General features: G+C 33.0%; 9 protein-coding genes. 3 read left to right on the top strand and 6 right to left on the bottom strand.

Translation table 11 applies throughout. From position 1 onward, the window contains the following. Nucleotides 1–48 precede the first annotated feature (48 nt). Nucleotides 49–660 (bottom strand): hypothetical protein, encoded by a 612-nt coding sequence (locus ACY3JM_RS01400; protein ID WP_463111516.1) that lies wholly within the window; start codon nucleotides 658–660, stop codon nucleotides 49–51. Between the two features lie 90 nt (nucleotides 661–750). Between ACY3JM_RS01400 and ACY3JM_RS01395 the strand changes: the two genes are divergently transcribed. The 3 genes from ACY3JM_RS01395 to ACY3JM_RS01385 are packed head-to-tail and all read left to right on the top strand — an operon-like array spanning nucleotide 751 to nucleotide 5,934. Next, on the top strand, nucleotides 751–4,071 hold the full coding sequence (locus ACY3JM_RS01395) for a helicase-related protein (RefSeq protein WP_463111515.1): 3,321 nt from the start codon (nucleotides 751–753) through the stop codon (nucleotides 4,069–4,071). A 16-nt stretch (nucleotides 4,072–4,087) separates the two neighbouring features. Continuing rightward, nucleotides 4,088–5,578 carry a DUF1156 domain-containing protein gene (locus tag ACY3JM_RS01390; protein ID WP_463111514.1) on the top strand — a complete coding sequence of 497 codons (1,491 nt, stop codon included), beginning with the start codon at nucleotides 4,088–4,090 and terminating at the stop codon, nucleotides 5,576–5,578. Then, a complete protein-coding gene (locus tag ACY3JM_RS01385; protein WP_463111513.1) occupies nucleotides 5,575–5,934 on the top strand; it encodes a nucleotidyltransferase family protein in 360 nt (119 codons plus the stop codon). Before ACY3JM_RS01390 ends, ACY3JM_RS01385 begins: the two co-directional genes overlap by 4 nt. A gap of 661 nt (nucleotides 5,935–6,595) precedes the next feature. On the opposite strand, the gene ACY3JM_RS01380 is transcribed toward ACY3JM_RS01385, so the two are convergent. From ACY3JM_RS01380 to ACY3JM_RS01360, 5 genes are all read right to left on the bottom strand, one after another. Next, nucleotides 6,596–7,024: a glycerol-3-phosphate acyltransferase gene (locus ACY3JM_RS01380; protein ID WP_463111512.1), complete on the bottom strand. Its 429-nt coding sequence runs from the start codon at nucleotides 7,022–7,024 to the stop codon at nucleotides 6,596–6,598. A 40-nt stretch (nucleotides 7,025–7,064) separates the two neighbouring features. Continuing rightward, nucleotides 7,065–7,196 carry a hypothetical protein gene (locus tag ACY3JM_RS01375; protein WP_463111511.1) on the bottom strand — a complete coding sequence of 44 codons (132 nt, stop codon included), beginning with the start codon at nucleotides 7,194–7,196 and terminating at the stop codon, nucleotides 7,065–7,067. A gap of 111 nt (nucleotides 7,197–7,307) precedes the next feature. Next, nucleotides 7,308–10,370, bottom strand: coding sequence for a DEAD/DEAH box helicase family protein (locus tag ACY3JM_RS01370; protein ID WP_463111510.1), 3,063 nt, complete (start codon nucleotides 10,368–10,370; stop codon nucleotides 7,308–7,310). Between the two features lie 5 nt (nucleotides 10,371–10,375). Then, nucleotides 10,376–13,459, bottom strand: coding sequence for a site-specific DNA-methyltransferase (locus tag ACY3JM_RS01365; RefSeq protein WP_463111509.1), 3,084 nt, complete (start codon nucleotides 13,457–13,459; stop codon nucleotides 10,376–10,378). An 83-nt stretch (nucleotides 13,460–13,542) separates the two neighbouring features. Then, nucleotides 13,543–13,683 carry a helix-turn-helix domain-containing protein gene (locus ACY3JM_RS01360; protein ID WP_463111508.1) on the bottom strand — a complete coding sequence of 47 codons (141 nt, stop codon included), beginning with the start codon at nucleotides 13,681–13,683 and terminating at the stop codon, nucleotides 13,543–13,545. Nucleotides 13,684–13,762 lie beyond the last annotated feature (79 nt).

Here is a 13,762-nt window from a genome sequence, read left to right as displayed (position 1 = left end):
AATAAAGTAAGTGATGGGGATCACATGAGTAATTTTAAACATAGGTTATCAAAATTCATGAAGATAGGCCTTAATTTTTATAACTTTACCTTTTGATATTTTAAATTCGACATTACAATATAGTGAGTCTTGATAGAAGATACTATCTATCTCTTTATCTTTATAATTTATAATTCCGAATTTTTCATATAATATGCCATTTTCAATTTTTGAAAAATAATAAAGATACTCTTTATCTTTTATTTTTTCTGGGTTATATCTAAAGCTATTTAGTACTTTTTTATAACTATCTCCCACTTGAATTCCTCTTGGTCCTTTTAATCCTCTTTTAGTAATCTCTACACAGAATATGTACCTTGCTAAATCATTATTCTTTGGGGAAGGAGCAAACCATACTGTACCCCATGGATAATAAAGGTATTCTATGTAATCTTCATAGGTTTCCCAATACTCTCTTTTTGTATTAACAGGATTTCCAAATTTTTTTAAAAGTTCTTCTTTCTTAGAGGTAAACATTAAATTTTCTAAGATTGGCTCCTTAGCAAAGAAGGGTTCCTTATTGTTTCTAAAAATAAAGATCTCATCTTTATGGGTAAAGATCCATGTAAAGATAATTAAAATCCCTATGAAAAGTAATAGGAGAAAGTATATTTTTTTCATTTTTAAGGTAATATTGATAGATCCTTTAAGTTTTTACTAAATATATTATAATAAAACAAAAAAAAATTAAAAATAAGGGATTTTTAATCTATGGAGGAGATAAAAAAGGGGGATATAATAGAAGGAAAATATTGGAATGAGCCTGTGGAAGTCACAGATGTGGAAGATTTTGAAGAGAGGATTCGTATTTTAGGTAGAGGAATAAAATCAAATTTTGCTGTTGATAGTATAATTAACAAATCAGATTTAGAAAGGATAAATAAAATTTCTAATATTTGGGATTTTCTTGGAGATCCTGAGTTTGTTAAATTGAATCTTCAAGCTATAAGATTTAAATATGCAGATCTTTTTGAGCCTTTCTTAGCTGTAAATGTTTCAAAGATTGAGCCCCTTCCCTTCCAGCTTGATGCAGTATATAGAAATATTTTAAAACAACCAAGGATAAGATTTCTTATTGCTGATGACCCTGGTGCTGGAAAAACTATTATGGCTGGTTTAGTGATAAAGGAATTAAAGCTTAGAAGAATAATAAATAGAATATTGATAGTAGTACCCGGACATTTAATGGATCAGTGGAGAAGAGAGATGAAAGAAAAATTTGACGAAACATTTGAGGTGATAGATAGATCAATCTTTGATTCTACATATGGAGATAATCCTTTTAACAGGAAGAATCAGGTTATTACATCTATTGATTTTGCAAAACAAGATGAAATCTTATCAGCTTTGAGATATTCCACATGGGACCTTATAATTGTAGACGAAGCCCATAAGATGGCTGCATATAGATATAATGATAAAACTAAGAAAACCAAAAGATATAGGTTAGGTGAGGTATTATCAAAAATATCTCCTCATTTGCTCTTTTTGAGTGCAACACCTCATAAGGGAGATCCTGAAAATTTTAGATTATTCTTAGATCTACTTAGACCAGGATATTTTTCCAGTAAAGAAATTTTAGAAGAATCTTTGAGGAACAATGATAATCCACTTTTTGTGAGAAGGTTAAAAGAACATTTAAGAGATTTTAATAATAAACCCATATTTACTAATAGGTATTCCATAACAGTTAAGTTTCCACTTTCAGATAAGGAAAAGGAACTTTATAATGAGCTTGTAAGATATGTAAGAGAGGAATATAACAAACAAAAGGTTAATGATAATAAAAGAAATGTGGGATTTGCCCTTTTAGTACTTCAAAGGAGGATGGCATCAAGTGCTTATGCTTTGTATAGATCCTTAGAAAGAAGAAAAAGGAGATTAGAGGAATTATTAAATGATGGAGATATTCAAGAAAAACCCTCTTTAGATATAGAAAGTATAGAAGAGATTGATGATATGGAAGAGGAAAATAGATGGGAAGAAGAAAAGAAATGGGAGACATTAACCTTTTCAAGGACAAAGGAAGAGTTAAGGGAAGAGATAAGAATTGTTGAAAAATTAATGAATATGGCGAAGGAAATATACGAAAGAGGCGAGGAGGTAAAGCTTAGCGAGCTTAAAAAAGCTATTGAAGAAGGATTTAATAAGATAAAAGAGACAGGTGGTCCAGAAAAAATATTAATATTCACTGAAGCAAAAGACACTTTGGAATATTTGGTGAAGAAAATATCAGAATGGGGTTATAAGGTAAATTTTATACATGGTGGGATGAAACTTGAGGATAGAATAGAGCAGGAAAAAATATTTAGGAATGAAACCCAAATAATGATAGCAACAGAAGCAGCAGGTGAAGGTATTAACCTACAATTTTGTAATATAATGATCAACTATGATATCCCTTGGACTCCCATTCGACTGGAACAAAGGATGGGTAGAATTCACCGATTTGGTCAAAATAGGGATGTATATATATTTAATATGGTAGCTGAGGGTACCATAGAAGGTAGGATATTAGGTAAGCTATTAGATAAATTGGAGGAAATAAAGAGTAAATTAGGGAGTGATAGGGTATATGATGTGATTGGTGATATCTTTGCTGGAAAGAATCTTTATCAGTTGGTTATTGATGCTGTAGTTAAGATTAAGAGCATAGATGATATATATAAAGAGATAGAGATTATAGGAAATGATGAAGAGCTTAAAAGGATAAAGGAAGAGGTGCTTGCTGAATCTCTTGCTGTAAGAAATATTGATTTTACAGCAATAAAGGAGATGACTGAGCTTGCTGAAGAACAAAGACTTGTGCCAGAATATGTGGAGGGATTTTTCAAACATGCCTTTGAAAAAGTGGGGGGAAAACTATCAATAAAGAAAGAGGGCATTTTATCAGTAGATTCTGTGCCTTATGAGTTGAGAAGGTTTAATAATGATGATAATTTTAAGAATGCATACGGAACAATTTCGACAAGTTATAGTAAGATAACCTTTGATAAAAAGATAGCATCAAGAGAGAATGCTGAGTTTGTTTCCTTTGGTCATCCTCTTTTTGAAGCTGTCCTCTCTTGGGTGATGAAACAGGGAGAAAAGGAATTAAGGAAAGGAGCTACTTTTTTAGATCCAGATGGAAGATATAATGGAATTATATACTTTGTAGAGGGAGAAGTAAGGGATGCAAAAGGTATTGCTGGTAAAAGAATTTTTGCTTTATATGATGATGGGAGAGAAATAAGAGAGGTGAATCCTAAGATAGTATGGGAACTTACTCCTTTTGAAAAAGTTGATGAAAATATAAATTTTGATGAAAAGAAAATAATAAATTTTTCCCTAAATCTCATAGAAAAATATAAAGAGGAGCTTTTAAAGGAGAGAGAAAGACAAGCAGAAATAAAAAGAAAATATGGACTTAAATCTTTAAATGATCTTATCACAGAGCTTGATAATGAAATCATAGAATATGAAGATAGAAAAGCAAAGGGAGAAAAGGTTGATATTGTCATTAGTAATAAGGAAGAACAAAAGAAAAAATATCAAGAAGCAAGGAAAAATTTAGAAAAGGAAATTGAGCAAGAGACATCTTTATCCTATACTAAGCCCAGAATTCTTACGGTCATACGTGTAATCTCTGGAAAAAGTAAAGATGAGATGGTAAGCGATGAAGAGATAGAGAGAATAGGGATGAAAGTAGCCATGGATTTTGAGAGAAAAGAGGGAAGGATTCCCGAGGATGTCTCAAAGGAAAATTTAGGATATGATATCAAATCACGAGGAGAGAATGAAGTAAGATATATTGAAGTAAAGGCAAGAGTTGATGAGGGATCGGTAGCCCTTACACCAAATGAATGGTACATGGCAAAAAGATTTGGGGATAAATATTATCTTTATGTGGTAGTGAATTGTGGAAAATCACCTGAGCTTTATATTATCAAAAATCCTTCGGCCACTATAAAGCCTGAGGAGAAAATAGAAGTGGTTAGATATATAGTAAGTCCTGAGGAATGGAAAGAGAAGGGAATAAGAATAAATAATTGAGGGAGGAATATGGATAATGAAGGAAGATAAAAGATTTATTGAGGTAACATTCCCTGTTAAAGAGGTAAGTGAAGAGTCCTCCAAGGAAAAAAATATTAGACAAGGGCATATATCAACTTTACATATTTGGTGGGCAAGGCGTCCCTTAGCAAGCTCACGTGTTACATCTTATTCTGCATTAATCCCATATCCTAATGATCCAGTAAAAGAGGCGGAAATAAGGCAATTTATCATAAATTTTTCTAAATGGGAAAATTCTCTTAATAGACATTATATAAAAAGGACAAGAGAGGAAATACTTTCTGCAAATAATGGGGTTCCACCAAAGGTTCTTGATCCCTTCTCAGGAGGAGGATCTATCCCCTTAGAAGCTTATAGGATTGGATGCGAAGTATATGCCAGTGAATATAATCCTGTGGCAACTTTAATATTAAAATGCACCTTGGAGTATCCCCAAAAGTATGGAAGAAAGAAAGTAAAAAGAAATAATGGGCTTTTGGAAGAGGAGATAGAGATAAATCCTCTTGTTGAAGACGTAAAAAAATGGGGAGAATGGGTACTTAATGAGGCAAAAAAGGAGATAGAAAGATTTTACCCCAAGGATGAAGATGGAAAAATTCCTGTTGGATATATTTGGGCAAGAACTATACTATGTCAAAATCCAAGTTGTGGGGCAGAAATCCCCCTTGTAAGGCAATTTTGGCTTGCCAAAAAGGATAATAAAAAGATCTCTCTATATCCCTATGTAGAGGGAAAAGAGGTTAAGTTTAAGATTGTTGGCGATGGATATGAAAAGATGCCTCCTAATTTTGATCCTGAAAAAGGCACTGTCTCAAGGGCTATAGTAGTATGCCCTATATGTGGATCTACCATAGATGATGATACCACAAGAAAGCTATTTCAAAATGGAAAATCTGGCCAGAGAATGATAGCAGTAGTCTTATATAGTGGGAAAGGTGAAGGAAAGACATATAGATTGGCAACAGAAAAGGATATGGAAATTTTTAAAGAGGCAGAAAAATATTTGGAAGAAAAAAGAAGTAAATTAATGGAAGAATGGGGTATAGATCCTGTACCAGATGAGGAGATGAATACAAAAGATCCGAATACAGTTGCTGGCAGGGGGTATGGTTTTAAGAAGTGGGGCGACCTTTTTAACTCTCGCCAAAAGCTGGCATTGATTACTTTTACGGAGAGGGTAAGAAAGGCATATAAAAAGATGATTGAGGAAGGATATGATGAAGAGTATGCGAAGGCAGTGGTGAGTTATTTAGGGCTGTCTTTAGGAAGATTAGTAGATTATTCTTCAGTATTAACAGTATGGGAAAATAATAGAGATACTATAGCCCATACTTATTCAAGGCAAGCTTTACCTATGATTTGGGATTATATTGAGGCAAATACAATTGGATTATCTTCAGGTAATTGGCTGTCTGGTATAAACTGGATTCTTAGCGTTCTCTCCCACCTTTCTCAGATCCCACCTGTAGAGAAAGAGGAGGAATGAAGAGCTTAGAGGAGATTAAAAAGATTCTCAGGGAACACAAAGAGGAGATAAGGGAAAAATACGGTGTGGTTATACTTGGAGTATTTGGTTCTTATACAAGGGGTGAGCAAAAAGAAACGAACGATGTAGATATTCTTATTGAAATTGAGAGACCAATTGGGCTTAAATTTTTTGAGTTGTGGGATGAACTTGAAAAAATTCTTGGTTGTGAGGTTGACCTTGTGAGGGAAAAGCTTCTTAGAGAGGAAATTAAAAGTGAATTTAAATCTATAGAAATAAAGGAGATTCCTCTAATGAAATGTTCACTTAAGGGTATTGATGCATTATATTCCCTTTATAAAGACTATATAGAATAGAGGGAGGATCTGTTTCTATGAATCAGAGTCTGTTAATGATATTCTTTGCTTTTTCAGGTGTGGTTGCACTCTAGTTTTATAAAGGTCGAAGATTAAATGGACTTCTTATTATCAATTATATAAGAAGATTTGAGGAAGCTTTTCAACCGAAGGATAAAGATTATATATACCTTGGTGGAACTGTTGGTTTTAAGGCGCAATATGTATTACAAAATAAATATATTAATAAGGTAGAAATAACCCTTACTCTTTTGCCAAGACAAAGTTTATTATGGATGCCTATTTCTTTTTAGAGGAGGGGATAGGCTTTATATAATTCTTTTTCTGAATTTTAAAATATCGAGGGATGTTCATATTGTAAGGAAATTCTTTTATGGGTTTGGAATAAATATAAAAGAGAAAAAGGAGCTATCTAAAGAAAATTTAAAGATTGGAAATTCTAATTTTATTGCGTATTTTAAGGATAAAGAAGATGTATGGAAAATTAAAAAACTTATAGAGAAAACCATTCCTCCGGAAAGGTTTGGACATATAGCGTTAAATAAAAAAAATAACCTCTTTTACTGTGTTGTTAAACCGGAGCCTAATTCCACCCCTCAAGAAATTAAAGAACTTATAGAAAATTTTTCTCATATTTTTAAAGTAAAATTAGAATTGGAGCTTAAGAATAATTAAAAAATTTTGATAGATATTCTTTAAGATCTTTCCAATGTTTATACCATATGACGGAAAAATTTCCTATATAAAAAAGTAGTAAATGCATTTCTCCTAAAATCAATTTATAAATAATGTATGGAATAAGCACTATATATACTATTATTACTCTTAATGCATCCTCTCCTACGGTGGTTCCTCTTAGTTTTATCATTGTGAATATAGTAAAGGTAATCCCAAGAATAGTAGATGCTTCCCATTTAGTAAGTACGTACCATGCTCCAAAGGATACTGCTACAGCTTTTCCCCTTTTAAATCTTAACATAGGTGAAAAAGCATGTCCAAACACTCCCGCAAGGGCCGAGATAACTATTATATATTTATTTTCTACCATACCCAGTGTTATAAAAATGGCAAGGGGTAAGGCTCCTTTCAAGTAATCAAGGAGTAGGGCTAAAGCCCCAAACTTCCATCCTTTAACTCTCTATAAGTTTGATGCTCCCGGATTTCCATCTCTTATCTTTGATAAATTCTAGATAGTCCTCGTGAGTAATTTCTTCCATCTTTCTATATATTTTTTCTGTTTCCAATTTTGAGTAGTCTCTCATAGTTTATCCCCCTAGATTAAAGTATCGATTAATCTTTTTCTCACAAGTTTTTCCCAAGTCTTCAAAAGATTGGAATTTATCCCTATCATCAGAACTTATCCCTTACCTTATCTAATCAGTGTTTGTTTGATTTAAGATGAGCAAAAATAGTTTTTCGGGCCAATCTGTATCTTCTAGAAACAGAACATGCTGATTTATGTAATCATTTTTTGAAGGTGGAGATACCATTCCTTCTATCAATTTCTTGTATGGAGTTGCGGAGATAATAAAGGATTTTAAAGCCACATTATCAGGTTTTTGTTTTAGTGCTAATCTCTCAATCTCATTTTTAAATTGTATCTTTTCATCATCGAGCCCCTTTGTATGTTCTAATCCCTTTGGGTCTATAAACACAATGGTTTGTCTTTCATCTTTTTTCACCCACATGATGAAATCAGGATAGAATCTTGACCATTGAAGTTGAAAACCTACACCAGAAAATGGGTAATTCCTCAAAAGATATACCTCAACATTTTTAAATTTATCTTTATTGTCTCTCAAATATTTCCTTAAACTCAGAACAAATTTATACTCACTTTCCACCAAACCCATTGGAGAAATCTTGTCTATTTTCTCACTTTGGAGTAATATCGGTACATAGAGATGATTATCAAAACAGATTCGTGGCAGGGTTTCATCATCATCCCTCAGTAGTTTTTCTAAATCTTTTGCTAGATTCTTTATATTAGTGATTAGGTCCATTCTCCTCTTATCTACCTGAACTGTATATCCATACTGTATGTTAGTTTCTTCGATGGGAAATAGTAATAATTGTTTACTAACTTTATTGAAACTTAGGTTTTCCGTCTCAAAGCGTTTAGCATATTTCCTATAGAATAAGTCCAGATATTTCTTAATGACGAGAAGTGCAATGTCCTCCAGTCGTTGCAAATCATCTCCGTTTTTGACCTCCAGAAGTTCGGGAAGCGCCATAATTTTATATCTTTCCGATAAAAGCAAGCTTTTTAGTACATTTCTATCCAGAACCAAGTTCCAGTAGCCTTTTGCAATCTTAAACTCGCAAACCTCCTGCCATATTCTTTCCCAATCAAGAAGCTCTGTGATATCCTCCGGGAATCTTAATTCATCGATCTTTTTCTTTACCTGTTCTATTTTAATTCCTTCATCTCTTCTCCCTTCTGATAGGTATACAGAGATCCTTGGCAAAAGGTCAACCGTGAAGAAAATTTTATTATCAATTTCAAGTCTTAGAATTTCTTCTTCTTCAAATTTTTTATCTTTTGGTTTGGAAAGGGTATAAAGGCTTTCCCACTTGTCCTCATGCTGAAGCTTTACTGGTATTTCAATTGTCTCAAATTCTACTTCTTCCTTTCTTATCGCCTCTAAAAATCTGTTTAGATAGTCAGCTTTAATAGCGTAGATATTGAGCGTCTCTAAATAGCGAATTGAGGTATTCTCTTCACTTCTCTTAAGCGACATTCCTTTACCTTTGAGCCTCACGCCTCTTCCAAATAGTTGAATAATCTGTGGACCCTGTCCTGTGCCAATATTTAAAAGCCCCATTGATGAAACACGCCAGGTATCCCACCCTTCAATGAATTTCTTGGCACCGATGAGTAGATTTATCTTTGAGTTTTCCTTTTTAATATCATCAAAAAGAGAGCTTGACACAGCATCCTGTTCTACCGGAATTCCCTTTTTCTCTAATTGCTTCTTAAACCCAGAGACCTCACCAATATTTATAACTCCAAAATATTCATTCTCAGAAACCTTTAGCCCCAGCTCTCCTTCAGCGTTTTTCAACTCGTATATATGCAATCTCCCCCTACCACCAAAAACCTTTCGGTATAGGTCATCAAAATCCACTCCTCTTTCTCTAAGATAACCAAATTTGATACTAAATATATCTTTATTGTCTTCATCTCTTAGATTTGTATTGCCATTTAGAATATCTTTTACCCACTTTTTAACCCATTCCTCCTCTTTGATAACCCTGTTTATAAACTCAACAATCTGAATAACATCTGATTCCTCTTCCTTTCCAGTAACTGTAGTACCAACAAAAATCCAAAGAGGCTTTTCAATGTTATACTCTTTGGCTAAAGGTTTGTTCTCGTCATATACCAGAAGTTGTTCGTAAAAGGATAAGAGGTTAGCTATAAACATTGCTTCCTGGAATTCTTGATCGGAAATTTTTGTCGGTTTTACATTTAGAATTGAGAAGTCTTTTCCATATCCATCAAGATAGAAGTATTTATAGGAATAATCAAAAACAATAGATTTTGCATAATCTCTAAGTGTCTCTGACTGTTTTTCGCTTAGAATCTGTCCGAAGGTTGCACTGTATTCAAAAACAAAGCCATTTTCTGTAAGTTTATCTCTTAACTTTGCCCATTTTTGTTCTTCTGATTTTCTGCCTTTATGCCCTTCATCTACAAAAACAAGATTTCTACCTTCAAATACATCAACTGGTAGTGTAACACCACCACCCCTTTTCTCTTCAACAATTTTTGTAATCTCTATCACTAAAACCTCATTTTCATATTTAAGTCCGCCATTTAAACTATCAGAATATAGTCTTGCTGGTATTCCGCTTTTTTCTAATTCATCAAAGTGCTGTTTTGAAAGCCCTTCGTTTGGTGTAATAAAAATAATGTTATCAGGAGAGAATAATTTGTAATGAAAAAACTGATAGTAGTTTATATGTGCAATAAGGGTCTTACCTGAACCTGTTGCCATCCAGAAGGCAAGCTTCTTAAGATCGTTTTCGGTAATCTCATCTATAAGTTCTTTCACTTTCTCGTCTTCATATCCTTTAAGAAACTGGTTGAGATCGTAAAAAAACTCCTGTTTTTTATTCTTGAGAGCATCCAAAATAATCTCTGTGAAAAGCACAGCCAGATACTGAAAGTATTTTAAAGAGACAGGTTCACGCTTGTAGTTTATTTTTCTTACATAGGATTGGATGTTGCTATCGTATCTAATAAGAGCATCTTCGTTAAGTTTGTCGGAAATATTGAAAGATGATCGCAAAACATTTACAAAATGGCTTCTTCCATCATTATCAATTCCAACAGGTACATCCTTTAACCTCTGCTGTAAATCCCTAAACTCACTTACTCCAAAAAGGGAAAGCAAGTATTTATTCAAAACAAGATATTTTTCTACATTCATAGCCTTTACCCCATTAATTTTTTAAATTCTGGCTCAATATATCTGATTTCCACTATTTGCTCACCAAGTTTTGGGGTTAAGATGTTTTGTTCATTAACATAGACAACATGCGGTGCCCAAGGTTTAAGTTCATTAATAATAAACTCTTTATCTTTCTTATAATCTTTATCACTCCATCTATCATCATATTCTCTCCATACGATAGCAAAATCTTTTCCTTGTTTTTCTCCAAGAATGAAAAGATACTTCCTGCCATTATTTCTTGCTTTTATCTTTTTGACATTTAATCCTAAAAGATAATTAAATGTTTCTGGTATATCCACTACCACTTCCTGTGGTTCGCCAACTTCCTCGAGATTGACTTTTAGTTTGTAGGAGAAAGGGCTTTTAAGGCTGTCAATATTGAGAAGGCTGGGATTTTCTCTTGTTTCAAAGTCAAGAAAGTATTTTAGAAGATAATCATCTTTGAAAAGCTCCATTGCTTTTTGATTTTCTTTTAGTTCAATATTATCAAGTGTGTCTTCGTATTGTTCTAAGATCTGGTATTTGAAGAAGCCACCTATTCCATCTGTATCTTGTGGCATTCCATCCTTCCAATTGAAACTGTAAGCGACTTTTTTAATTCTTGGAATAATAACCGTATCAAAATAATTTGCCATTTCTACAAGGATAAATTTTCTTTTACCACCATCTTCTTTATTAAGTTTCATTACTGCATGAGCAGTAGTTCCTGAGCCGGCAAAGAAGTCACAAATCGTCGAATTACGATCAGAGCCTATCTCTAACAAATGTTTTATCAAGTTAGATGGTTTAGGATATTCAAAAACTCTTTTGCCAAATAGATTTTCAATTTCGGATGTTCCAGTTTCATTTGGAAAGTCCAAGATTAATGTATCATATGGATTGGTTCTCTCTCTTGGTTTATTTTCATTGTCAACTAATTCATATTCCTTATAATAGACCTTCCACTTTCCATTTTTGTTTTTTCTAAACACGATAAAACCGTTCTCAATCCCATACTTTACTTTTTCTTGTGACCATCTAAAAATCCATCTTTTATCTTTTGGATCACCACCGGGCCATACTTCTATTCTCTCAGGTGAGGGTATTCTTTGAAATGAATTACCATCAAAAATTTCAATAATTTGGCCGGGTTCAATGATTATTGGATAATCTAAACTTTCAGAATATTGAATACTTCCTCTATCTAATTGATTTAAATCAAATTTCCCTCTTTCGTTTATATATTCATCTTGGTATTTCAATCTGGATACATCGGCTGGCTTGCGGTTTATATTTGCCCTTTCTATATTCTTTGCGTAGCATAAAACATAATCATGAGAGTTAGCTATATGTTTTATATCTTGTCTTGGCGCGATCCCACTTTTTCTAACAAAAACTGCTATAAAATTGTTCTCATCAAAAAGATAGTTACAAAGAAATTGCAAATGAGATGTTGAATTTATTCTAATTTGAGATTTTAATGTATCTCCAATACTTATGAAAATAACACCATCTTCTCTCATTAACTCTCTTGCCAAACTCAATCTATTTTCCATCATTGTAAGCCAAGATGAATGCTGGTATCTATCTCTATAAAGAAATTCATCACTTCCTGTGTTATAAGGTGGATCAATATATATTGTCTGAATTTTTTCTTTATATTTCTCCAGAAGCAAATTCAATGCTTGCCAGTTTTCACTTTTGATTAGCAAGCCATCTAAAAGGTCTTCTAAATTTGCATTCTCAGTGAGTTTTTCAAGAAATCTTTCTTTGAATTCAAGACTAAAATATTTTGTATCAACAGGAAGTTTCTTATATTTTAGCTCTTGTTTTGAGTTTGGAAGTTCAAAGCCAAGATTCTTCCACTCCTCTTTTTGCTTTTCATTTTCCCAAATCTCATCATAAAACTCTTCTGGAACTCTATCAGTAGTAATTACATATTCAGTTTTTAAAACAAACTTTTTCTTTTCCCATAATCTTTTCTGAAAATCCTCAATTTGAGATAAAAAATCAATAATATCTTCTCCGATTTCTCTTACTACCTTTGCTCTTGTGATATGTTTGTCTAAGAATTTTTCCTTCTCAAGTGTCTCAATATCAAAAACTTCTGCCTTGATGAAATAATCAAGTTGCTCTGAAAGAAACTTTTTGAGGTTTTTGTGGATGAAGTAATCTTTTGTGTTTTTGGCTGTAAATCTGTTTAATTGATAAAGAAGGAGTGGCTTTTCATTTTTAACTTGCGTTAAAAGATCTTTTAGTGCGATATCTTTTATTTCTTTCAGAATCTCTTCATAGCATTTCTGGTTAATTTTCTCTTGTTTAGCAAGATTACTTCCACCTTCTACATCGTAGTGTTTTACCTCTTTTTCTGTAAGTTCTCTATACTGGAAACGGATGATTAATGTTTTATTCTCAACTGTTATTGGGTTTTCATCATCAAGGATAAAAAATCTTTCTTTTGTGGCTTTGTTTGAAGCAAGTTCTTCTTTGGCTGAGATAATACGGAAAATGATTTTGTAATCATTAGTTTTGAATGTGTAATCACGGAAAAGAAGACCTGTTTTTGTGTAGTACTGGTCTGAATTTGCCCAATAAAGTTTTACTTCTTCTCCGTTATAAGGAATAGCATATTTATGTCCTTTTATGGAGTAGCGGTAATTGGGAACGAAATCGCCTTCTTCGTAATATCGAGAGAAGAAATTATATAGATCATTGAAGACCTGTAATTTGATTTCGTCAATAGTTTTTGCCTCTTCCTTTTGCACTTTCAGGGAAAGAAAATCTCTGCCCAGAGGGGTATTTTTAAACTCTTCTTTAAGCTCACCGGTAGAAGTGAAGGCATGTGGTCCAAAAAACTGAATAACTTCCTGTTTTTTCTTTTCGTATCTCTGATCTATTTCGGTTAATCTTTCACCTTTATGTTTCTTGAAGGCATTTTCAACCTTCTCTTTTAGATCTTCTTCAATGAATTTTTCGATTTTATCTCGTCTGTAATTTAGGATCCGGTAGATACCGAAATCTAGGTCGGAGGCTTCAAACTGGAAAAGCTTTTTGAGTAAATTCTGGAATTTTTGAAGACTGTCCATAATTCACCTCACTTATTTACCAGTAGAAGATCTAATATTTTGTAAAACCCTTTCTAAAGATTTTTCACTCATCCAATTATCAATCACATCTTTTTTAAACCGCCACTGGCCAGCGACTTTAGAGAAGGGACAAGTCCTGTGCGAACAAGTTTATAGATGGTGTGTTCATCCATTTGTAAATATTCTGCGGCTTGCTTAACAGTTATTATCTCTTTTTCTTCCATAAAGGTAATCCTTTTGTTAAAATACAAGTTTTCATAAAAATTGTCAAGAGAAATCGAGGGGGTGTTCTAAAACACAATA

It is taken from the genome of Dictyoglomus sp. SSW, assembly GCF_055181335.1.
The sequence above is the reverse complement of the archived record's forward strand: the minus strand, read 5'-3'. Positions and strand labels throughout refer to the sequence as shown.

Excerpts from the sequence above, each read along its gene's own strand:
- ACY3JM_RS01400 (WP_463111516.1), bottom strand. The coding sequence starts at position 660 with ATGAAAAAAATATACTTTCTCCTATTACTTTTCATAGGGATTTTAATT.
- ACY3JM_RS01370 (WP_463111510.1), bottom strand. The coding sequence starts at position 10,370 with ATGAATGTAGAAAAATATCTTGTTTTGAATAAATACTTGCTTTCCCTT.
- ACY3JM_RS01395 (WP_463111515.1), top strand. The coding sequence starts at position 751 with ATGGAGGAGATAAAAAAGGGGGATATAATAGAAGGAAAATATTGGAAT.
- ACY3JM_RS01365 (WP_463111509.1), bottom strand. The coding sequence starts at position 13,459 with ATGGACAGTCTTCAAAAATTCCAGAATTTACTCAAAAAGCTTTTCCAG.
- ACY3JM_RS01390 (WP_463111514.1), top strand. The coding sequence starts at position 4,088 with ATGAAGGAAGATAAAAGATTTATTGAGGTAACATTCCCTGTTAAAGAG.
- ACY3JM_RS01385 (WP_463111513.1), top strand. The coding sequence starts at position 5,575 with ATGAAGAGCTTAGAGGAGATTAAAAAGATTCTCAGGGAACACAAAGAG.
- ACY3JM_RS01375 (WP_463111511.1), bottom strand. The coding sequence starts at position 7,196 with ATGAGAGACTACTCAAAATTGGAAACAGAAAAAATATATAGAAAGATG.
- ACY3JM_RS01360 (WP_463111508.1), bottom strand. The coding sequence starts at position 13,683 with ATGGAAGAAAAAGAGATAATAACTGTTAAGCAAGCCGCAGAATATTTA.